The sequence below is a fragment of the Burkholderia sp. AU33545 genome (assembly GCF_020419685.1).
In the GTDB taxonomy this organism is placed as follows: domain Bacteria; phylum Pseudomonadota; class Gammaproteobacteria; order Burkholderiales; family Burkholderiaceae; genus Burkholderia; species Burkholderia diffusa.
This window is the reverse complement of sequence record NZ_JAIZRQ010000002.1, coordinates 856,516-876,069: the sequence shown is the minus strand read 5'-3', so window position 1 is coordinate 876,069 and position 19,554 is coordinate 856,516. Positions and strand designations below refer to the sequence as shown.

The following is a 19,554-nucleotide window of genomic DNA, read 5'->3' as shown; positions in this document are numbered from 1 at the left end:
GAAGTGAGGGGAAATGGGAGGCGCATAGTATATCGGCCAATCATCTGGCGTGTGCGAGCGCGGGCTCGAATGAAAGCGCGATGTAGGCTTTTGTCGGCGGGTGCCTCGCACCGACTCGATCGTTGCACGAACACGTATCGGAGTCCGGATGAAGAACGGCCGGATTTTCCCTCGCGTCCCCCATTTCATACGCGTATCGCGATCGCGGATGCGTGCTACGCCCGCCGCGCGCTTGCCGCCCGTGCAAGCGCGCCGATCGCATCACTGACCAGCACCGCGAGCAGCCCGACGATCACGCCGCCCTGCAGCACGAACGCCGTGTTCGACGTCTGCAGGCCCGCGATGATCACATCGCCGAGCCCGCGCGCGGCGACCGTCGACCCGATCGTCGCGGTGCCGAGATTGATCACGACCGCGAGCCGGATCCCGTTCACGATCACCGGAAACGCGAGCGGCAGCTCGACCGACACCAATTGCTGCCAGCCGCTCATCCCCATCCCGCGCGCGGCGTCGACGACATCGCGCGGCACGTCTTCGAGCCCCGCGATCGTGCTCTCGAAAATCGGCAGGAGACCGTACAACACGAGTGCGATCAGCACGGGTTTCAGCCCGAAGCCGACCGCCGGCACCGCGAGCGCAAGCACTGCCACCGGCGGAAAGGTCTGGCCGATGTCGACGACGCTGCGCGCGACCGGCAGGAAATCCGCGCCGGCCGGACGCGTGACCGCGATGCCGGCCGCGACCGCGACCAGCGTGCCGATCAGGCTCGACAGCGCGACGGTGCCGAGATGCGCGAGCGTGAGGTCGAGCAGGCTCGCACGATCGTAGATGACCGGCGCGCCGTTGTCCGCGAATGGCGCGAACACGCCCTGCAGCAATGCGGGGCGCAGCAGCAGCACGAGCAGCAGCGCAAGGGCGGCCGCACGCGCGACATACGCAGGAAACCGCCGCGGCAGGGTCGAACGCGCGGGCTTCATCGTCATGCGGGCTTCCTCGCATGCGCGCGGATCGCATCGAGGGTGATGCGGCGCGCAGCGTGCCCGTTGCCGTCGTCGACCGGCAATGCGTCCGCTCCGCGCCACAGCAGCTCGGACACCGCGTCGCGCAGCGTGCGCGTCGCGGCGATCGGTTCGCCGTCGGCATGGCCGGGTTCGGCCACCGCGTCGATCGGCGTCAGCGCGAGCAGGCGCAGCGGCCGGTCGACGCCGGCGACCAGCTGCTCGACGACACCCGCGGCCGGCTTGCCGAGAATCTCGGCCGGCGGCGCGACCTGCAGCAGCCGTCCGCCGTCCATCACCGCGATCGTGTCGCCGAGCTTCAGCGCTTCCTCGATATCGTGCGTGACGATCACGACCGTGATGCCGAGGCGGCGCTGCAGCGCGTACAGGTCGTCCTGCGCCTTGTTGCGGATGATCGGATCGAGCGCGCCGAACGGCTCGTCCATCAGCAGCATCGCGGGCTCGGCCGCGAGCGCACGCGCGACGCCGACGCGCTGTTGCTGGCCGCCCGACAGTTCATGCGGCAGCTTGTCCGCGAACTCGGACGGAGCAAGATGAAACAGGTCGAGCAGTTCGCGCACGCGCGCGTCGATGCGCTCGGCCGGCCAGCCGAGCAGGCGCGGCACGGTCGCGATGTTGCGCGCGACGCTCCAGTGCGGAAACAGGCCGTGCCCCTGGATCACGTAGCCAATGCGCCGCCGCAGCTGCTCGGGCGGCACGCTCGCGGTGTCGACGCCATCGATGCGGATCGTGCCGGCGGTCGGCGCGATCAGCCGGTTGATCATCCGCAGCAGCGTCGACTTGCCGCTGCCCGATGCGCCGACGAGCGCGGTGATCGTGCCTTGCTTCATCGTCAGCGATACGTCGTCGACGGCGACGACGTCGCCGAAGCGTTTGCCGATGCGTTCGATCTCGATCATGCGGTACGTCCCTTCGCAAGCGTGGTCGCGGCTTCGAACACGACGGCGGCCGCCAGTGCGAGCGCGATCGTCGGGATCGCGCCGAGCAGTACGAGATCGGCGGCCGATTGCCCGATCCCCTGGAAGATGAAGGTACCGAAACCGCCGCCGCCGATCAGCGCGGCGACCGCGGTCAGCCCGATGTTCTGCACGAGCACGATGCGCACGCCGCTCAGAATCACCGGCAATGCGAGCACGAGATCGACGCGCAGCAGCCGCTGCGCGCGCGTCATGCCCATCGCGCGAGCCGCTTCGGTCACATGCGGCGGCACCTGCTCGAGCCCGACCACGACGCTCGACGCGATCGGCAGCAGCGAGTAGAGAAACAGCGCGAGCACGGCCGGCGCGACGCCGATCCCGCGGATGCCGAGCGCGGCCGCGAGCGGCACGTGCGCGGCGAGCAGGCCGAGCGGTGCCATCATCAGCCCGTACATCGCGATACTCGGGATCGTCTGCACGATATTGAGCACCGGCATCACGACGGTGCGCACCGGTGCGACCCGCGCACACGCGATGCCGAGCGGCAGGCCCGCGACAAGCGCGGCCGCGACCGATCCGCCCGCGAGCGACACGTGCCGGATTGCTTCGCGCCAGAAGTCGTCGCTGCGCACCGCGTATTCGCGCATCACGGACAGGCCGTCCCACCAGCCGGTCGCAAGCGGTACCGATATCGCCGCGATAGCGACGACGAGTGCGACGAGGCGGCGCCACGGGCCGAATGCGAGCCGCGCGAGTGCGTCGGCGACCAGCACCGCCCAGGCGAACAGCAACAGCCAGACGCCTGCCGCGGGCGACACGCGCGCGAGCACGTCGTCGGGTGCGACGACGTGCGTCGCCGCGGCGCCGACCGCGTAGGCGAGGGTCGCGAGCCACGTGCAGCCCGCCGCGAGCCGCCATGCGGGGCGGCTCGCCGTCATCGCCCACAACGCGCCGACGACCCACAATGCGGCGAGCGCGGCCCCCTGCATCGCGGGCAGCGCGGCGAACGCCGACAGCCCGGTGCCGGCCGCGATCCGGTTCGGCCGAAGCACCATGAACGGCATGCCGAACACCGCGACGATCGTCAGGACACCGATCAGGATGCCGACTTTATCCAGCGCGATGCGTCGCGCGGACGCCACCGCGCGACCCGTCACTTGACGAAGCCTTTCGACTTCAGGTAGCTCTTTGCCACGCCGGCGGCCGGCTCGCCGTTGATCTGGATGCGCGCGTTTAGCATTTGCAGCGTCTTCAGGTCGAGGCTTTCGAACACCGGCTTCAGGTACTCGGCGATTTGCGGATGCGCTTTGAGCACGACTTCGCGAATCACCGGCGTCGGCGCGTAGACGGGCTGCACGTGCTTGTCGTCGTCGAGCACGACGAGGCCGCTCGATGCGATTCCGCCGTCGGTGCCGTACACCATCGCCGCGTTCACGCCGTCGGTCTGGTTCGCGGCGGCCTTGATCGTCGCGGCCGTGTCGCCGCCCGACAGCACGACGAGCTGATCCGGTTTCAGCTTGAAGCCGTAGGCCTTCTCGAACGACGGCAGCGCGGACGCGCTGTTCACGAATTCGGCCGACGCCGCGAGCTTCAGCTTGCCGCCGCCCGCGATCCACTTGCCGAAATCCGAGAAAGTCTTCAGGTGCTGCGCTTGCGCGACCGGCGCGAGCACGGCGACGCCCCACGTGTTGTTCGCGGGCGCCGGTGCGAGCCAGACGAGATGGTTGGCGGCATAGTCGAGCTTCTTCGCGGTGTCGTAGCCCTGGCTCGCGTTCTTCCAGAGGGGATCGTCGGCCTTGTTGAAGAAGAACGCCGCGTTGCCCGTGTATTCGGGGTAGATGTCGATCTCGCCGCTCGTGAGCGCCTTGCGCACGATCGGCGTCGTGCCGAGCGCGATCTTTTCGGTGACGGGGATGCCATGGGACTTCAGCACCTGTGCGATGACGTTGCCGAGCAAGTTGCCTTCGGTGTCGATCTTCGACGACACCACGACGGGCGTGTCGGCGTGCGCGCCGGGTGCCACGACAGCGGCGGCGAACGCGAGGCCCAGGATTCGGGCGGGCAGGGCGAGCTTCATCGGGGCCATTCTCCAGAACGGGGACGTACGCCGAAAGTTACTTGACTGAGTCGGCTTTGGCAAACCATGTGCGGCGGCACGTCCACAGCGCGCGTGGGGATAACCCGCGCGCGTCACGCGCCGTTGTTAAACTGGAACGCATTCCCCCACCTGCGGACATTTGCTGACATGAAGCCTGAGCTGCTGGTCCTTATCGCGCTGCGCGGCGACGCGCACCGCCAGATCGCCGCGTCATACGACGTCCATCATGCACCGGTCGCCGATGAACGCGAGCGCGCGATCGCCGAACACGGCAGCACGATCCGCGCGGTGTTGACCAACGGCAGCACGGGCCTGACTGCCGCCGAAATCGATCGCCTGCCGCAGCTCACGTTCGTCAGCGCGCTCGGCGCGGGCTACGAGCACATCGATGTCGCGCATGCGAAGGCGCGCGGCATCACCGTGGTGACGGGCGCGGGCACCAACGACGATTGTGTCGCCGATCATGCGTTCGCGCTGCTGTTGGCGGCCGTGCGCAACGTCGTGCAACTCGACGCGAACACCCGCGCCGGCGTATGGCGCGACGCGCTGCCGATGCCGCCGAACGTGTCGGGCAAGAAGCTCGGTATCGTCGGGCTCGGCAAGATCGGCGAGAAGTGTGCGCGGCGCGCGGCCGGCTTCGACATCGAGATCGGTTATCACAACCGTTCCGCGAAGGATGTTCCGTATCGCTATTTCGATCGTGTCGAGGCGCTCGCGCAATGGGCCGATTTCCTGATCGTCGCGACGCCGGGCGGCGCGGGCACGCATCATCTGATCGATCGCACGGTGCTCGACGCGCTCGGCCCGGGCGGGTTTCTCGTCAACGTGTCGCGCGGCAGCGTTGTCGATACCGCTGCGTTGGCAGATGCGCTGCGCGAACGGCGCATCTCGGGCGCCGGGCTCGACGTGTACGAAGGCGAGCCGGAGCCGCCGCGCGCGCTCACGGCGCTCGACAATATCGTGCTGACGCCGCACATGGGCGGCTGGTCGCCGGAGGCGCTCGATCGTTCGGTCCAGCAGTTTCTCGACAACGCCGCGCGGCATTTCGCGGGGGAGCCGGTGCTGACGCCGGTGTGAGCGGCGCCGCCGCCGCGTGCGGAAGGGATGAAGGACGCACCGGCACGAAGATGAACCGGCCCGCCAGGACGAGAGAACCTTGCGTCGTGGCCGCGAATTCAGCGCCGAAATATCGATCCTGCTGAAATGGCATTTCACTCCATCAAGTCCGGCTATCGGCTTGACGCGCATCGCGCTGACGGACGACGAGCGGGCCGGGCGCGAGCTCGTCGTCGAATGGATGCGCGAGCTTGACCTCGACGTTCAGGTCGATCGGATCGGCAACATTTTGGGCACGTTGCGTTCCGCCTCCGGCGACGGCAGCGAGCGGCCGCTGATGATGGGCTCGCACATCGACACTGTGACCAACGCTGGCGCACTCGACGGCTGCTACGGCGTGCTCGCCGGCCTCGCCGTCGAGCGAGCCTTTCGTCGTGCGGGGCGTCGCATGGCTGACGCGATCGCGTGGCCGACGAAGAACGGCGCCGTGCGACGGTGAAGCATCGTCGCGCGGCGCCTTCGATACGTGTCACCCGGCGTCATGCGCATGCGATCGGGCGCGATTGCACGCGCGTGGCGGTCAGTCGTGCCAGACCGCGCCGGCTCAGGACGAAACCAGCGGCACCGTCACGGACGTGCCTGCCGGATCGAGCGCGAGACCCGTGCCGGGCGTCGGCCGCAGTGTCGCCTCGTTGTCGCTCGACAGCACGACGAGGCCGAGCTTGTGACCCGCTGCGAGCATGTAGTCGCGCGGCATGAACGTCAGCTTCAGGTCATACGGCATCCCCGGCAGTACGGGCTGCGAGAACCAGTCCGACACGCGATTGCGCGGATCGGTCCATGCCCGCGTGACGATCGTGGCCGACCCATCCGGTGCGCGGTCGACCAGCAGTGCCGTCACGTTCGCGACGCCGGTGAAGGTCAGCCGCACGCGTGCGGTCGCGGTGCCGGACAGGCGCGTCGCAGCCGCGAACGGCGCCGTCTCGAAGCGGCTGCGATGCTCGCCGGTCGCGGCGTTCGCCAGCGTGAGCGCGGGGATCGACGCATCGTCGGTGAAGCGCGCGAGCGGACCGCCGCTCGGCAGCCGCAACAGCGTGCCGGTGCCCGTGCCGTCGCCGCCCGCGAAGTACGCGACCGGCGTGGCGTGCCGCGCGGCCCAGTCGGCTTCCTTCAGCAGCGTGCCGTCGGCCTGCTCGACCACCGCGCGCGGATCGCGTTCGACGCCGTTGTCGACGCCGATCAGGTAGCGCGTGAACCAGCGGTTCACCTCGGCAGTCCACGCATCGGCCATCGCCGGCACGCGGGTCGGGTCGGTGTGCTTCAGGCGATGCAGCCACAGTTGCGTCGGCACGCCCTGGCGCCGCATCGCCAGATACCATGACGTCGACTGGTCGACGCGCACGTTGTCGTCGGTCAGCCCCTGTGCGACGAGTGCCGGCGCGACCGCGTGCGCGGTCGGAATGTCGCGCGCGGCCCAGAACGGCGAATAGTCACCCGTCTTGCGGTCTTCCTGCTGCAATGCCTCGTCGATCAGGTGCGTGCAGCGCTCCGGATGCGCGTTCGTCAGCAGTGCCTTGATATAGACGTCGACGTCCTCGCCCTGATAGCCCTCCGGCGCGCGCACGAGCCCGCCCGAGCGGTAGTAGCCATACATGTTCGACAGGCCGGCGATCGGCACGATCGCGTCGAGCCCGCGCGTGCGCAGGCTCGCGACCATCTTCGGCAGCGTGCCGTCGTACGACACGCCGTACATGCCGACGTGGCCCGTCGACCAGTTCGCGACGACCGGCTTGCCGCTCGCATCCTTCGCGGTGGCATCGCGGCCGAGCCAGCGGATCACCGACGCCATCGCGACGGATTCGTCGCGCGTGAGGATCGTCGGGCAGCCGTCGGAACCGGCGGTGCCGAGCGAATCCGCATAGACGATCGTGAAGCCGCGCGGAATGAAGTAGCCCTCGATCCACGAACGGCCGGCCGCGGCTGCCTCGAGCTGCTGCAGCATGCGCGTCTGCGGCACCGCGGCCATGATGCGCGCCGAGGCGCCGGTGGCTGCCGAGGCCGCAGTGGCGGCCGGATGCGGGGTGCCGTCGAGTTCGACGTCGACGTCGTGGTTCGGGCTGTCGGCGAGCCCTGCATAGTACGGGCTTGCGAGCACGATGACCGGCGTGCGGGCGCCGCTGGCGGTTTCCGACGGACGCACGATGCGCACGTGAATGCGGTCGCGCGTGCCGTCGCCGTCGGAGTCGACGGACGTGTCGACCCACGCGTTTTCCTCGATCGTGCCGCCGGATAGCGACGGCTGTACCTGACCGTCGGTGATCACCGGCTTGTAGCGCCCGCCGCTGGCCGGATTCGCGTACGGGACGCCGGACGGCGACACGCGCCCTGGTGCATTGTCACCCTGCTGATCCTGGTTTTGCCCTTGACCTTGTGCGAGCGCGGACACGCCCGCCACGCTGCCGCCGTCATCTCCGCCGCACGCGGCGAGCGTCGCGGCTGCAACGAGCGCGGGTATCCATGCGCGGCGCGATCCTCTGAAATGAAATTGCATTGCCGACCTCGTTCTTTTGATTGTGTGGATACGACCGTTCCGCGATACGCCCCCTGCGGGCCGGGCCGATTACTGCATGCAACGAAAAGGAAACCGCACCATTGGGACATCGCCGGCGACATGCGCCGGCCGGAAAGCCGTGGCTTCGGCCTGCATGTCATGCAGGACTGCAAAGTAAATGTGCGCATGCCGCGCGTCCTTCCAGGTGAGGCGGAACGACATCATTCGATGAAACGGGGATGTTGCGAGCTGCGGTGCTGCGCTGCGGAAAAACACGACGCGATGCGCGTGCGGCGACGGAATGAAACGGATTGGCGGTTTCGGCCGCGCCGCGCATCGTGATGGCTTGCCGGTTCGCGTTTGCTTTCCGGAAGCTTGCGCAAAAGTTATCTCAGTGAAAACGGCGTGTCAAACTTTTTTAACTGTGAGTAAAAAATATTTGAGACGTCGTCGATGCGGGGCGCGTGGTGTGCTGGCGGCGCGTCTGCCGCCGCTTCGCGCCGCGTCGTCCGATGCAAAACGGGCGATGACGAATCGTGTTCGCCATCGCCCGCTCGCCGGATGCTTTCAGTCTTGCATCCATTCATGAACGCCTGTGAGGGTCAGCCGTCGTCGGCCTTCGCCTGCAGATCCTTCAACCCCTGAATCACGACCAGCAGCGCCCGCCCGTGCTCGTCGGAGCCGTCCCACGCGTCGACGATCGCGTCGCGCAGCAGGTCGTTGTACCGGCGGCGCGCCGGGCCGGTATCGACGCCGTAGAAACTGCATAGCTTATTGAATGGTGCGCTACGTCGCAGCCGATGCCCGTTTGACAGCCGAAGGCGCGACACGGTTGGCTGGCTGACGCCGGAAAGCCTCGCAATTTCGCTGGACGAGCGCGTGTCCGCCATCAGACGGCGCAACAGGTCTTGTACAGGAAAATCATGGTCCGGGGCTTCCATGCGATGCATTATACCTATACAGTTACGGTTGTTGAATGGGCTTGCTGTCACCAGCGAGGCTGTATCCCGAGAAAGTTGATGACACTGAAACACCTCCCTCCCACGTTCTGCTGGACGAAGATCGGTACCGAGTCCGGCGAGGAACTGCCGACCGTCGTGCTCCGCAAGGAATGGGAGCGCCGGCTCGGGGGCGGGCGTTTTCTGTGGGGGATCAACCAGCCGCTCGGCAGCAGCGCGCAAGTCGCCGCGCATCGCACGGGCTCGCTGCTCGCACTGTTTTCGCCGGTCGCGTCGCGCACGCGGCCCGGCGAGCGCAGGCGCGAGGACGCGCTGCTGTGGAATGCATGGGTCGACGCAAGCGGCCAGGTGCGGCCGCTGCCGGCGCACACCTTCATCGCGAGCCGCTCGACGCTGCCGTCGGGCCGGCGCCGCGAACAGCACTACGCACTCGTCTGCGCATCGTCCACCGCACTGACGGTCGGCACGCAACTGCGCGTGTTCCCCGACCACCTGCGCAGCGTGAGCACGGGCAAGCCGCTCGGCGTCGCGCAGGGCGCGGCCGTGGTCGATTGCATCGGGCGCGCGAAGGAGCAAACTGGCAAGAGCTATCCGCTTGCGCTGTCGGTCGAACTCGAAGCACCGTATTTCGTGCGACTCGCGCAGCCGTGCGTGCTGAAGGCGCGCGATCTCGCCGAGGTGAACAAGGCGACGCGCGCCGGCGATTTCGATCGCTTCGTCGAACTGGTCGCGCGCTTGCGCGGCCGTTCGCCGACGGATGCCGTGCGTGGCGTCACGCGCGACCTGTTCGACGTGCCGCCGATCGAAACGGCGGCCGCCTACGTCGCGCCCACGCATGTCGCGCGACTGCGCAGCCGGCCCACGGCCGAGCATCCGAGCGGGCTCACCGGCGATCTGTTCGATCTGTCTCCCGGCGAAGCGGCCGCGTTCGGCGGTATCGCACATCCGCGTATCGGGCGCGCATGACGTTCGCGCCGCGCAGGTGCGGTGCGTGACGTGAAGCAGGACCGCTGAATGCGCGTGCAACGACACGCATGCGTGTGGCCGCCATCGCGGCGCGCGCAAGAATGTGTTGCAAATTCGCCGTGGCAGATCGGCAAGCGTCGCGAGACAATCGCCACGAAGCGTGCTGCGCGGTGGCTCGTGCGTCGACAGGCTGCTCGCCGTCGTTCACGCCGCTGACATGCGCACCACGCACGCTGGGCGTCGGCTTGCTTCACACTGCAATCCTGAGGGAGACGTGTCGATGTCGATCCACATCTGTTCGCGGGAAGCTCAAGCGGCGCAACGCTTCGTCGAAGCGACGCGCAACGTCGATCAGGCGTTTCGCGCGGTGCGCGGCGAAAGCGACGACGACGTCTCGTCGGCCGAATATGCACGTGCGATGTCGCGCCTCGATCGCGCGCTCGACGAACTGGCGCGTGCGCAGGAGTTCTTCGATCGCGTGGTGGGGGCCGACGCGGCGCACGGCAACTGAACTCGATTCGCGGCTTCTACCTTCACTTGCGCGTATGGCTGAGTGAGAAATGCGACACGCCCGTGTCGCGCCTGCCGGATGCTACGCGTAGCCGCCGTGCTGGAACGACGTCGCGAAGAACTGCATCTGGTAGCGGATCGCGTGTGCCCAGTAGTCCCATGTATGTCCGCCCGGACGCTCCGCATAGTCGTGCGGCACGCCGAGCGCGACGAGTCGTTGATGCAGCGTGCGGTTCGAGCCGACGAACGAGTCGTCGCGGCCGCAGTCGATCGTCAGGTCCAGATGTGCGCGGACGAACGCGCGCGCGTTTTCGACGATCGCGTTGCGGTTCCAGAATGACGGATGGCGGCCGGGGTCGCCGAATACGTGGTCGATGCCCGGTTCGTCCTCGCAGCAGCGCGGATCGACCGCGCCGCTGATGCTGCCGACCGCGCCGAACGTGTCGGACCGGTCGAGCGCGATGCGCAGCGCGCCGAAGCCGCCCATGCTGAGCCCGGTGATGGCGCGCGCGCCCTTGGTCGCGATCGTTCTGAAGTGCATGTCGACATACGACACGACTTCGTCGCCGACGAAGGTTTCGTAGCGGCTGCCCGAGTCGAACGGACTGTCGATGTACCAGCTTTCGTGTCCGCCGTCGGGCATCACGAGGATCACGCGGTAGCGATCGGCCAGTGCCGCGATGTGCGTATTCGCGGTCCAGTCGGTGTGGTCGCCGCCGGAGCCGTGCAACAGGTAGACGACCGGAAAGCGCTCGACGCCGCGTTCCGGGCCGTGGCGCAGGCGTGCGTAGTCGTCGGGCAGCACGACGGTCGCCTTCAGCGTCTGGTTCATCGCGGCACTCGGAATCGCGACGACCCGCGCCTGATAGGCGAGGGCCGGGCCCGCGGCGGCGAGCAGCAGTAGTAGCCAGAACGCGCGTACCAGATTCATGGAGCCCTCGCATCGGGAAAACCCTGTTCGGCGACTCTAGCAACCGTCCCTTTCAGCCATATTTCGGCGAAACCTACGGATTGTCAGGTGGCGGGGCCGGGGCCGTTCGCGTCAGCCGAGGCAGCGTGCGAGCGCCTCCAGGAACGCGCCAGGCTGCTCGGCCGGCATCAGGTGCCCGCAGCCGGCGATCGTTTCGAAGCCTGCACAGCGCACGAGCGCCCAGTCCGGCACGTGCCAGCCCGCACGCGAGCGTTCGCCCGCGACGAGCCACACCGGATGGCGCTCGAATACTTCGGCGAGCGCCTGCAGATAATCGGGGTCGCCCGTCGTCGCGACGACCGAGCGTCCCGTCGCGCGCAGCGTCGACGCCGGCTGATGCGCGAGCCAGCGGCGCGCGTCGTCGAGCTGGCGTGGCGACGGATCGTCGATTGAGCCGCGCAGCCAGCCGAACGGATCGCCGCGCAGGCCGTCGAGCATCGCGTCGGCTTGCGCGGCCGACATGCGGCCGACCGACGCCGACCAGAACGCATCGTCGAGCGTGAAGTTGCCTTCGACGTTGACGATCCGGCGCACGCGCGCTGGATGCGCGTGGGCGAACAGCATCGCGATCGCGCCGCCGACGGAGTGACCGACGATATCGACCGGCTGCGTGCCGAAGTGCGTGTCGATTGCCTGCCGGACATGCTCGACTTGCGCGGCGAGCGTGATCGCGTCGGACGGCGCGTCGCGATGGATGCCGTAACCGAGCAGGTCGGGGGCGAGATGCGGGCCTGGCCATCCGGGCACGTCGAATGTGCCGATGAAACCGTGAACGAAGACGACGGGCGGAGCGGGCTGGCTCATTGGGCGTTCGGCAACGGAAGGGGCGGCAATTCGAATTCGGCGAGCAGTTCGTCGAGTTCGAGCGCGTGCGTGCGATCGTGGTCGAGCAGCTCGCGCACGAGTTCGTCGAGCGACATCCGGCGGATGCCGTCGCGCAGCCCGCAGCGCTGGCGTTCGGACGGTTGCAGCGCCGCGGCCGACGCGCACAGCGCGGCGCGGCCGGCGCGGAATGCGGCGAGCGCGTCGTCGAGCGGCTGTGCGAGGTAGTCGCGCTGCGCGGCGAGCGCGGTCCCGTCGACGGACGCGATCACCGGCAGTTCGTGCGTGCGCACGACATCGATGCGTTCGGCGAACACCGCGTCGAGGTCGCGCAGGTGGCACGCATGTTCGACGAGCGAGAAGCCCGTGCCGGCAGGGCGGCGCGTGGCCAGCGCGGCGGGAACGCGAGCGGCATACGCGGCGAACCGGTCGGGCATCGCGGCCAGCGCGGCGACGACGTCGGCGAACGGCAGCACCAGCGGAAACGCGCTGAATACCGCGCCGTAGCTGAACAGCGCGCCGCCGATCCGGCCGCGCGCCTGCACGACGTCGTGCCCGTGGCGGCGCATCACGTCGGCGACCATCGCGCCGCAGAACTGCCGGGCGGTCGTATCGGCTTCGATTTCGGGGAATTTGTGCGCGATCTCGTGCTGGATCGCGCCGATCGCCGCGACGCCGACGCGCGACAGCGCCGCGAATTCGAGATAGCGCGCGGGCTGCGTAATCAGGGCTTCGAGCTGCGCGCCGAGTGGCGTCGCGCGAAAACGGTCAAAACGGGAATGCATGACGACAAGGCCTCGCCGTGTAACGTATCAAAATGCTACGTTATACGGCGAGGCGCCGTCAATCCGTTTATGCAGAGGATTCGGCCGGGGCACCCGCTTCGATTGCGCTGCTGCGCCCCGGCCGGGCCAGCCTTATGCGTCCCGCTTGCCTTCCATCTCCGCGCGCAGCCGTGCTTCCTGTTCCTGCAGCTCCGGCGTGAACGCCTCGCCGAAATCCTCGGGCGAGAAGACCTGGCGGATCTCGATGTCCGATTCGGTAGGCATCGGATTCGGGCAGCGCTTGACCCATTCGACGGCTTCTTCCATCGAATTCACCTGCCACAGCCAGTAGCCGGCGATCAGTTCCTTGGTCTCGGCGAACGGGCCGTCGATGACGGTCCGGTCCTTGCCGGAGAAGTGCACGCGCTTGCCGCGCGAACTCGGGTGCAGCCCTTCGCCGGCCAGCATCACGCCGGCCTTCACGAGTGCCTCGTTGTACTGGCCCATTGCGGCCAGCAGTTCGGTATCGGGCATGGTGCCCGATTCGGAAAAGGCCGTTGCCTTGACGATCACCATGACGCGCATTGTCGCTACTCCTTGAACGGGAAAGGGAAAATCCGTAATCGGCCTGCCGTGCGGACGGCAAAACGATCGGTTACGACACTACGACGCATAACATGCGCGCGAATCGACATCGCGCGCAAACAATTCTGATGACCGGTGACGGGGAGGCGGCAGCCGTGGGCAGCATCGCGTAACGGACGAGGCGCGCGGAGTGGAGGATTCGCCCGCGTGAAACCGGAGGCGGACGGCACCGGCACCGGCACCGGCACCGGCACCGGCACCGGCACCGGCACCGGCACTGGCACTGGCACTGGCACTGGCACTGGCACTGGCACTGGCACTGGCACTGGCACCGGCCGCGGCCCAGCGTGGCGAGTCGCGCAACCCGGTCGATTCCAGCACGGGTCGATCGTGCGGCGACGCGCCGGAGCCCCCGGTCAAAACTGGTATGCTGGTCAGCATTACGTTCATGTGGAGGGCGCCATGGCGACGAAGGAAGTCTCGAAGAAAAAGTACCTGAAGATTCTGAACAAACGCCTGCGTGCCGAGCCGGAAGCGCCGGCCGGCGCGTCGTTCGTGTTCTTCCCGCTCGGCGCGAAGGCCAAGCATGCGACGGGCGTCGTATCCGGCGAGCCGCGCAGCAAGCGCGAACTCGCAGTGATGGCCGCGATCCAGAGCAAGGCCGCTGCGGAATTCGTCGTGACCGGCGCCTGACCGGCGACGGACGACGGGCGGCCGCACACGGCAGCGCGTGCGTTACGCCGCGGCCGCCTCGCAATATGCAATCACACCGGCGATCACGCGCGCGATGTCATGCGTGATCGCCGGGCCGTGCATCGGCAGAATGATGTCGAGATCGAGCGCCTGGATGCGGCGCAGCGCGCTCGCCAGGTGCGCGAGCGACGGGAGGTAGTCCGAGCGCGTGATCGCGTCGAGGATTGCCGGCAGCGGGTCGTCGGTCTCCTCCCTGCCGAAGCGCATCAGGATGTCCGACGACAGCAGTGCCTTGTACGCCGGCAGATACACGACGAGCGCGTCCCACTGATGCACGTGCTTCGTGAAGACCGGCACGACGTCGATGCCCGAGAGCGTCGTCGGCTCGCCGTCCTTCAACGGAATCGCGCGTACGCCGAACACGTCGGCAAGCCCCCATGTACACATCGGATGTCCGTACGCGACGAGCGCCGGATTGGCCGCGAGGAAGTCGGGCAGCGCGCCCATTTCGTCGGCCTCGAAGTGCGGGACGATCACGTTGCTGACCATCGACGGCGCGATGCCGACGGTGTCGAGCGCCGCACTCAGTTGCGTGAAGTTGGAACGCGTGCCCGTTTCGACGCACAGCACGTCACCGTGCGACGATCGTACGAAGAACTGACTGAAGCTCAGGTTCAGCGTGTCGACGTAGGACGTGGCGCGAAACAGGCCGTCGCGGACGGCGTCGATTCGGGAGGCGCTCATCGGTGATCCTCGCGCAGGGAAGGGGGCGGGCGCCGCGCCGCCCGCGCACCGCGGGTTGCGGTGCGGCAGACGGCGGCAGTCGATCTTCCGATCCAGTCTAGCAGCGCCGCCCCGGATCCGCGAACCGGGGCAACCCGCGGCGCGTCAGTTCTTCAGCTTGTAGCCGGTGCGGAACATCCACGCGACGATCGCGAGCAGGATCGCGAGGAACAGCGAGGTGGCCGCGAGGCTGATCCCCACGTGCACGTCGGCCAGCCCGTAGAACGACCAGCGGAAGCCGCTGATCAGATAGACGATCGGGTTGAACAGCGTGACGATGCGCCACGCGGGCGGCAGCATGTCGACCGAATAGAAGCTGCCGCCGAGGAACGTGAGCGGCGTAATGATCAGGAGCGGCACGAGCTGCAGCTTCTCGAAGCTGTCGGCCCAGATGCCGATCACGAAGCCGAACAGGCTGAAGGTGATCGACGTCAGCACGAGGAACAGCACCATCCAGAACGGATGCAGGATGTGCAGCGGCACGAACAGGCCTGCCGTCGCGAGGATGATCAACCCGAGCAGCAACGACTTCGACGCGGCCGCACCCACATACGCGATCACGATCTCCCAATACGATACGGGCGCGGACAATATCTCGTAGATCGTGCCCGTGAAGCGCGGGAAGTAGATGCCGAACGACGCGTTCGAGATGCTCTGCGACAGCAGCGACAGCATCACGAGGCCCGGCACGATGAACGACCCGTAGCCGATCCCGTTCACGTCGCTGATGCGCGAGCCGATCGCGGAGCCGAACACGACGAAATACAGCGACGTCGAGATCACCGGCGCGATGATGCTTTGCATCAGCGTGCGGCGCGTGCGGGCCATTTCGGCGCGGTAGATCGCGCGGATGCCGTGAAGATTCCAGTTCGCCATGTGCGTCAGGCCCCTTGTGTGCCGTTGCGGCGGTTGTCGATCAGGCTGACGAAAATGTCCTCGAGCGAGCTCTGCGTCGTGTGCAGGTCGCGAAAGCCGATGCCGGCCGAGCCGAGGGCGTTGATCAGCTTCGCGATGCTCGCGTCGTCGCGCTGCGAGTCGTACGTGTAGACGAGCGCGGTGCCGTCGTCCGCGCGTTCGAGCCCGAACGCGGCGAGTTCGCCCGGCACGGTCGCGAGCGGATGCTCGAGCTGCACTGTCAGCTGTTTCTTGCCGAGCTTGCGCATCAGCTCGCGCTTCTCTTCGACGAGCACGAGCTCGCCGCCGAGGATGATGCCGATCCGGTCGGCCATTTCCTCGGCTTCCTCGATGTAGTGCGTGGTCAGCAGGATCGTCACGCCGCTTTCGCGCAGCGAGTCGACCAGCTTCCACATGTCGCGGCGCAGCTCGACGTCGACGCCGGCCGTCGGCTCGTCGAGGAACAGGATGCGCGGCTCGTGCGACAGCGCCTTCGCGATCATCACGCGGCGCTTCATGCCGCCCGACAGCGTCATCAGCTTGTTGTCGCGCTTGTCCCACAGCGACAGCGCCTTCAGCGTTTTCTCGATGTAAGCGGGATCGGGGGCCTTGCCGAACAGGCCGCGGCTGAACGACACGGTCGCCCAGACGGTTTCGAACGCGTCGGTCGTCAGCTCCTGCGGCACGAGGCCGATCATTTCGCGGGCGGCGCGGTATTGATCGCGGATGTCGTGCCCGCCGACCGTCACGCGGCCTTCGGTCGGCGTGACGATGCCGCAGATCGAGCCGATCAGCGTGGTCTTGCCAGCGCCGTTCGGTCCGAGCAGCGCGAAGATCTCGCCCGGGCGGATGTCGAGGGTCACGTGCTTCAGCGCCTGGAAGCCGGACGCGTAAGTCTTGGAGAGGTCGGAGACGGAAAGGATCGGTTGCATGCTCACGGATGGCACGGCCGGTCGGTCCGACGCTGCGCGCCGCGCGTGCCCGGTGCCGCCGCTGCGAGGCGGCCGGTGTCGGGTGCGGCATGGCGAACGGGCGTCATGTCGAACGGCGTTGTGGTGCGGGATCGCAGGACCGCCATATTAGCAATCGGAAGATGGAAATGCATTTCGACGCAAAGGTCATGCGATTCCGGTGTCGGATTTGCGGAAAATGTGTGTGCGTCTTTCAATAAAGCGGCGCTTTATTCGAATCGGACGAACAATGCGCGCGGTTTTCGGGCAACGGGATGGCGATCGCGCTTGCGCGCGGCAGCGGGGCGGGCACCAGGCCGACTGTGCCGCTCGAACGCCGTCGGGCCGTACCGGGACGGTATGCGCCGCGCTCGCGATAATGCATTCCTCTCACGTCCCGGAGCGAAGCACATGTCCTTGATCGATTTCAAGTCCGTCGCGGCCGCGCAGGCCGTTGCATGGAAATCCACGATCGTCGGCGAAGTCGGGCCGGCCCGGATCAAGGTGCTGCGCATGGACGCGCAGCCGTACGAAGCGGAAGTGCACGACTACGACGAAGGGCTGCTGGTGCTCGACGGCAGGTTGATGCTCGAGGTCGACGCGGAGACGGTCGTCGTCGAAGCCGGGCAGATGTACCTTGCTGCCGCGGGCTTGCGCCACGCGGTGCTGCCGGGCAGTCACGGCACGCTCGCGATCATCGACGTGTGAGGTTGCGCCGCGGCATGCGCGCGGGCCGCCGGAGGTCCGCACGCCGGGCCTTGCGCGAGGTGGACCGCCGACATTCAAACGCGCGTTATACAGCCCGGGTATTTGTCTGAGCAAATAAATTGAAGGCTGTTTGAAAAACTGTCAAACACCCTGCTCGCACCGAGGATCGCGCGGTTCGGCACGTTTGGAACTCTGCATCCATTTACTTGTGCGGATCGTCCGATCATAGTCTCGACAAACGACGCATCACGATAACGAATCAAGCGTACGTACGGAGACCAATACATGACATGCCTATCCGAGGGCCTTGCCGCACTGCCGTTTCCCTGCTTTTCGCCGGATGCGGGCGCGCCGCGCATTGCGCGCTGCCTGCGTCATCGCATCGCGTTGCCGCGGTAGCGACGCACCCCATTCCATTTCGATTTCCCCGATGGCGCCGTGCCGCATGACGGTGGCGCCGGATTGCGCTTGTCTGCCACGTCGATCCTGATCGCATTTGCGTGACCGGCAACGCGGCGCACATCGTGCGCATCGTCATGTGCCGCGCATCGTCGCGTCGGCGCGATACCAACCGGTGGGCCACGCAGCTCAACCGGGCGAGACCTGTCGTACCTCAAAAGGAGGGGTTGATGATTTGCATTCCTGATTGGCGGAAGGCGATCCTGTCGTGCGCCGTGCTGGCGCTGCCGTTCGTTGCCGGTTGCGGCGGCGGCGACGATCCGGGCCCGATCAACGTGCCGCAGTGCTCAGGCAGCGCATGCGGGCCGAGCGGCGCGGAAACGACGCCGCCCGTCGTGACGAAGCTGTGTCCGGATTCGCTCGACTACACGACGACCTACACGGGCGGCGCCGGCAGCGGCGAATACGTGAAGGTGAAGTTCGACACGACGAAGCTCACCTACCAGATGCAGTTCATCGAATCGTCGGTGCCGACCTCGGCGGGGCAGGTCAACAACACGCGCGCGGGCCTGACGATCAGCGGTGCATTCCATCATCCGACCAATCTGCCGACCGCCGAGCAGAACCGCTGTGCGTTCGTGCTCGACAGCGGCGCGACGAGCGACGGCGCGTATGCGGTGACGATCAATCGCGCGGATCCGCCGATGCTGTTCGTCGGCAACGGGGTGGTTGGCGGCGGGATTCCGGGCGCAACGATCGCGTTCGCCGGTCTCGAGCCGTTCCCGGGCATCGTGCTTGGCACCGTGCCGTCGCGCACCTTCGATTTCTATCCGTTCATCGGCTTCACCGATACCGAAACCGACTTCTCGAAGGTCGCGGGCAACTACAACGAACTCGGCATCCACCTGTCGCCGGTCGGCGGCAGCGCGCAGAGCAGCACGGGGGCGGTCGGCTGGCAACCCGACGTCGTCAACTGGAACCAGACGTTCAATGCCGACGGCTCGTGCACCATCACGGCAGGCAGCGATTACTCGTGCCAGACCACCGGAACGCCGTGGGCGCTGCGCAAGAACGCGGACGGCTCGTCCGACAACGTGTTCGTGAGCCACGCGGTGGCGAACGCGGGCGGCACCCTCATCTACCCGTTCGCGGGGCAGGGATCGGCAATCGTCATCGTCGCGCCGAGTCAGGCGAAGGGCATCATGATCGTCGGCAAGCTGAACGGCGTTCTGGTGCCGGTCGTGATTCGCGTGGGCTACACGCATATCGACGCGAGCAACCTGCTGGCGTCGGTCGCCGATGCCGAGGTGGGGATTTCGATGCTGTCGCGGACGACGGCCGTCTCGGCCAATTCGTTGAAGGGCGGTTTCATCGGCGCAACGAGCGCATCCGCGTGCGGTGTCGTGGCACCCAGCACCGCGACGTTCGCGATCGCGACGGCGGGGCCGAGCTTCAACAACAACGTCCCGCATCCGGATCTGCCCGGCACCTTCGACGGCACCTTCTTCCTGGCGCAGGCCGGCAGTTGCAACGACGGTACCGCCGTATCGACAATGGCCGCGAACTACACGTCGACGCTGTTCCAGGGCGCCACCGCGGCGTTCATCGACCCGCAGACGTCGTCGGTCACGTCGCAGTTCGCACTCGACTACACGCAGGCCACACCCGGCAAGATCAAGGTCACGGCGTCGCAAGACTTCAACGCGAAGGGGGCGAACGGCAACGTGGCGATCTTCAGCAAGGGCGACACCGGCTGGCTCGTGACGGCCGGGAACATCTACGCGATGGTCGTCAACAACAACAAGGTCAACCCGTTCTTCACGGTCGGCGCGTTCGTCCAGTAACGGCGGACTGAACACGGAACACCGGCGGCGCACGCGTCGCCGCCGGCGAATAAAAATTCTAGAGGA

Annotated in this window: 19 protein-coding genes and 1 pseudogene; 7 read left to right on the top strand and 13 right to left on the bottom strand. The window is 67.1% G+C overall.

Features of this window, described 5'->3' with window-relative positions:
- Nucleotides 1-215: 215 nt before the first annotated feature.
- The 4 genes from LGM71_RS09865 to LGM71_RS09850 are packed head-to-tail and all read right to left on the bottom strand — an operon-like array spanning nucleotide 216 to nucleotide 4,013.
- Entirely contained in the window at nucleotides 216-983 is a 768-nt protein-coding gene (locus tag LGM71_RS09865) for an ABC transporter permease (protein WP_226114741.1), read from the bottom strand.
- The gene (locus tag LGM71_RS09860) at nucleotides 980-1,918 is read right to left on the bottom strand and encodes an ABC transporter ATP-binding protein (RefSeq protein ID WP_059600285.1); all 939 of its coding nucleotides are present in this window, start codon (nucleotides 1,916-1,918) and stop codon (nucleotides 980-982) included. The genes LGM71_RS09865 and LGM71_RS09860 overlap by 4 nt, the downstream gene beginning before the upstream one ends.
- Nucleotides 1,915-3,093 carry an ABC transporter permease gene (locus LGM71_RS09855; protein WP_226114740.1) on the bottom strand — a complete coding sequence of 393 codons (1,179 nt, stop codon included), beginning with the start codon at nucleotides 3,091-3,093 and terminating at the stop codon, nucleotides 1,915-1,917. The genes LGM71_RS09860 and LGM71_RS09855 overlap by 4 nt, the downstream gene beginning before the upstream one ends.
- On the bottom strand, nucleotides 3,090-4,013 hold the full coding sequence (locus LGM71_RS09850) for an ABC transporter substrate-binding protein (RefSeq protein ID WP_124622181.1): 924 nt from the start codon (nucleotides 4,011-4,013) through the stop codon (nucleotides 3,090-3,092). Before LGM71_RS09850 ends, LGM71_RS09855 begins: the two co-directional genes overlap by 4 nt.
- Before the next feature lie 168 nt (nucleotides 4,014-4,181).
- Between LGM71_RS09850 and LGM71_RS09845 the strand changes: the two genes are divergently transcribed.
- Nucleotides 4,182-5,111 carry a 2-hydroxyacid dehydrogenase gene (locus LGM71_RS09845; RefSeq protein WP_226114739.1) on the top strand — a complete coding sequence of 310 codons (930 nt, stop codon included), beginning with the start codon at nucleotides 4,182-4,184 and terminating at the stop codon, nucleotides 5,109-5,111.
- Between the two features lie 157 nt (nucleotides 5,112-5,268).
- Nucleotides 5,269-5,538, top strand: a pseudogene (locus LGM71_RS09840) (M28 family peptidase); the annotation flags it as partial.
- A 156-nt stretch (nucleotides 5,539-5,694) separates the two neighbouring features.
- On the opposite strand, the gene LGM71_RS09835 reads toward LGM71_RS09840, so the two are convergent.
- On the bottom strand, nucleotides 5,695-7,641 hold the full coding sequence (locus tag LGM71_RS09835; RefSeq protein ID WP_226114738.1) for a Xaa-Pro dipeptidyl-peptidase: 1,947 nt from the start codon (nucleotides 7,639-7,641) through the stop codon (nucleotides 5,695-5,697).
- Nucleotides 7,642-8,243: 602 nt separating this feature from the next.
- Nucleotides 8,244-8,582, bottom strand: coding sequence for a helix-turn-helix domain-containing protein (locus LGM71_RS09830; RefSeq protein WP_044844401.1), 339 nt, complete (start codon nucleotides 8,580-8,582; stop codon nucleotides 8,244-8,246).
- A 78-nt stretch (nucleotides 8,583-8,660) separates the two neighbouring features.
- Here LGM71_RS09830 and LGM71_RS09825 point away from each other — a divergent pair, with 78 nt between their 5' ends.
- Nucleotides 8,661-9,566, top strand: a complete 906-nt coding sequence (locus tag LGM71_RS09825) for a hypothetical protein (RefSeq protein ID WP_124901095.1) — start codon at nucleotides 8,661-8,663, stop codon at nucleotides 9,564-9,566.
- A 280-nt stretch (nucleotides 9,567-9,846) separates the two neighbouring features.
- Nucleotides 9,847-10,077: a hypothetical protein gene (locus tag LGM71_RS09820; RefSeq protein WP_059600278.1), complete on the top strand. Its 231-nt coding sequence runs from the start codon at nucleotides 9,847-9,849 to the stop codon at nucleotides 10,075-10,077.
- 81 nt (nucleotides 10,078-10,158) lie between these two features.
- Here LGM71_RS09820 and LGM71_RS09815 read toward each other — a convergent pair whose 3' ends face one another.
- The 4 genes from LGM71_RS09815 to LGM71_RS09800 form a co-directional block, all read right to left on the bottom strand.
- Nucleotides 10,159-11,007 carry an alpha/beta hydrolase gene (locus LGM71_RS09815; protein ID WP_124622175.1) on the bottom strand — a complete coding sequence of 283 codons (849 nt, stop codon included), beginning with the start codon at nucleotides 11,005-11,007 and terminating at the stop codon, nucleotides 10,159-10,161.
- Between the two features lie 111 nt (nucleotides 11,008-11,118).
- Nucleotides 11,119-11,850, bottom strand: coding sequence for an alpha/beta fold hydrolase (locus LGM71_RS09810; protein WP_226114737.1), 732 nt, complete (start codon nucleotides 11,848-11,850; stop codon nucleotides 11,119-11,121).
- Nucleotides 11,847-12,653: a DinB family protein gene (locus LGM71_RS09805; RefSeq protein ID WP_226114736.1), complete on the bottom strand. Its 807-nt coding sequence runs from the start codon at nucleotides 12,651-12,653 to the stop codon at nucleotides 11,847-11,849. Before LGM71_RS09805 ends, LGM71_RS09810 begins: the two co-directional genes overlap by 4 nt.
- Before the next feature lie 132 nt (nucleotides 12,654-12,785).
- Nucleotides 12,786-13,217 (bottom strand): YciI family protein, encoded by a 432-nt coding sequence (locus LGM71_RS09800; RefSeq protein ID WP_059600274.1) that lies wholly within the window; start codon nucleotides 13,215-13,217, stop codon nucleotides 12,786-12,788.
- 462 nt (nucleotides 13,218-13,679) lie between these two features.
- On the opposite strand from LGM71_RS09800, the gene LGM71_RS09795 reads away from it, so the two are divergent.
- A complete protein-coding gene (locus LGM71_RS09795; RefSeq protein WP_059600273.1) occupies nucleotides 13,680-13,910 on the top strand; it encodes a hypothetical protein in 231 nt (76 codons plus the stop codon).
- A gap of 42 nt (nucleotides 13,911-13,952) precedes the next feature.
- Here LGM71_RS09795 and LGM71_RS09790 read toward each other — a convergent pair whose 3' ends face one another.
- The 3 genes from LGM71_RS09790 to LGM71_RS09780 all read right to left on the bottom strand — a co-directional run bounded on the left by LGM71_RS09790 (nucleotide 13,953) and on the right by LGM71_RS09780 (nucleotide 16,519).
- Nucleotides 13,953-14,654, bottom strand: a complete 702-nt coding sequence (locus LGM71_RS09790; protein ID WP_059600272.1) for an MBL fold metallo-hydrolase — start codon at nucleotides 14,652-14,654, stop codon at nucleotides 13,953-13,955.
- Between the two features lie 144 nt (nucleotides 14,655-14,798).
- Nucleotides 14,799-15,569, bottom strand: coding sequence for an ABC transporter permease (locus LGM71_RS09785; RefSeq protein WP_121856849.1), 771 nt, complete (start codon nucleotides 15,567-15,569; stop codon nucleotides 14,799-14,801).
- Between the two features lie 5 nt (nucleotides 15,570-15,574).
- The gene (locus tag LGM71_RS09780; RefSeq protein WP_059600271.1) at nucleotides 15,575-16,519 is read right to left on the bottom strand and encodes an ABC transporter ATP-binding protein; all 945 of its coding nucleotides are present in this window, start codon (nucleotides 16,517-16,519) and stop codon (nucleotides 15,575-15,577) included.
- Between the two features lie 429 nt (nucleotides 16,520-16,948).
- Between LGM71_RS09780 and LGM71_RS09775 the strand changes: the two genes are divergently transcribed.
- Nucleotides 16,949-17,245 (top strand): cupin domain-containing protein, encoded by a 297-nt coding sequence (locus LGM71_RS09775; RefSeq protein ID WP_059600270.1) that lies wholly within the window; start codon nucleotides 16,949-16,951, stop codon nucleotides 17,243-17,245.
- Nucleotides 17,246-17,874: 629 nt separating this feature from the next.
- On the top strand, nucleotides 17,875-19,488 hold the full coding sequence (locus LGM71_RS09770) for a DUF2957 domain-containing protein (RefSeq protein ID WP_124622168.1): 1,614 nt from the start codon (nucleotides 17,875-17,877) through the stop codon (nucleotides 19,486-19,488).
- Nucleotides 19,489-19,554 lie beyond the last annotated feature (66 nt).

What these genes read in the sequence shown, in the direction of transcription:
- LGM71_RS09800 (WP_059600274.1), bottom strand. Translation starts at nt 13,217, where the DNA reads ATGCGCGTCATGGTGATCGTCAAGGCAACGGCCTTTTCCGAATCGGGC.
- LGM71_RS09825 (WP_124901095.1), top strand. Translation starts at nt 8,661, where the DNA reads ATGACACTGAAACACCTCCCTCCCACGTTCTGCTGGACGAAGATCGGT.
- LGM71_RS09775 (WP_059600270.1), top strand. Translation starts at nt 16,949, where the DNA reads ATGTCCTTGATCGATTTCAAGTCCGTCGCGGCCGCGCAGGCCGTTGCA.
- LGM71_RS09830 (WP_044844401.1), bottom strand. Translation starts at nt 8,582, where the DNA reads ATGGAAGCCCCGGACCATGATTTTCCTGTACAAGACCTGTTGCGCCGT.
- LGM71_RS09850 (WP_124622181.1), bottom strand. Translation starts at nt 4,013, where the DNA reads ATGAAGCTCGCCCTGCCCGCCCGAATCCTGGGCCTCGCGTTCGCCGCC.
- LGM71_RS09790 (WP_059600272.1), bottom strand. Translation starts at nt 14,654, where the DNA reads ATGAGCGCCTCCCGAATCGACGCCGTCCGCGACGGCCTGTTTCGCGCC.
- LGM71_RS09795 (WP_059600273.1), top strand. Translation starts at nt 13,680, where the DNA reads ATGGCGACGAAGGAAGTCTCGAAGAAAAAGTACCTGAAGATTCTGAAC.
- LGM71_RS09860 (WP_059600285.1), bottom strand. Translation starts at nt 1,918, where the DNA reads ATGATCGAGATCGAACGCATCGGCAAACGCTTCGGCGACGTCGTCGCC.
- LGM71_RS09805 (WP_226114736.1), bottom strand. Translation starts at nt 12,653, where the DNA reads ATGCATTCCCGTTTTGACCGTTTTCGCGCGACGCCACTCGGCGCGCAG.
- LGM71_RS09815 (WP_124622175.1), bottom strand. Translation starts at nt 11,007, where the DNA reads ATGAATCTGGTACGCGCGTTCTGGCTACTACTGCTGCTCGCCGCCGCG.
- LGM71_RS09780 (WP_059600271.1), bottom strand. Translation starts at nt 16,519, where the DNA reads ATGCAACCGATCCTTTCCGTCTCCGACCTCTCCAAGACTTACGCGTCC.
- LGM71_RS09770 (WP_124622168.1), top strand. Translation starts at nt 17,875, where the DNA reads ATGATTTGCATTCCTGATTGGCGGAAGGCGATCCTGTCGTGCGCCGTG.
- LGM71_RS09820 (WP_059600278.1), top strand. Translation starts at nt 9,847, where the DNA reads ATGTCGATCCACATCTGTTCGCGGGAAGCTCAAGCGGCGCAACGCTTC.
- LGM71_RS09785 (WP_121856849.1), bottom strand. Translation starts at nt 15,569, where the DNA reads ATGGCGAACTGGAATCTTCACGGCATCCGCGCGATCTACCGCGCCGAA.
- LGM71_RS09845 (WP_226114739.1), top strand. Translation starts at nt 4,182, where the DNA reads ATGAAGCCTGAGCTGCTGGTCCTTATCGCGCTGCGCGGCGACGCGCAC.
- LGM71_RS09835 (WP_226114738.1), bottom strand. Translation starts at nt 7,641, where the DNA reads ATGCAATTTCATTTCAGAGGATCGCGCCGCGCATGGATACCCGCGCTC.
- LGM71_RS09865 (WP_226114741.1), bottom strand. Translation starts at nt 983, where the DNA reads ATGACGATGAAGCCCGCGCGTTCGACCCTGCCGCGGCGGTTTCCTGCG.
- LGM71_RS09810 (WP_226114737.1), bottom strand. Translation starts at nt 11,850, where the DNA reads ATGAGCCAGCCCGCTCCGCCCGTCGTCTTCGTTCACGGTTTCATCGGC.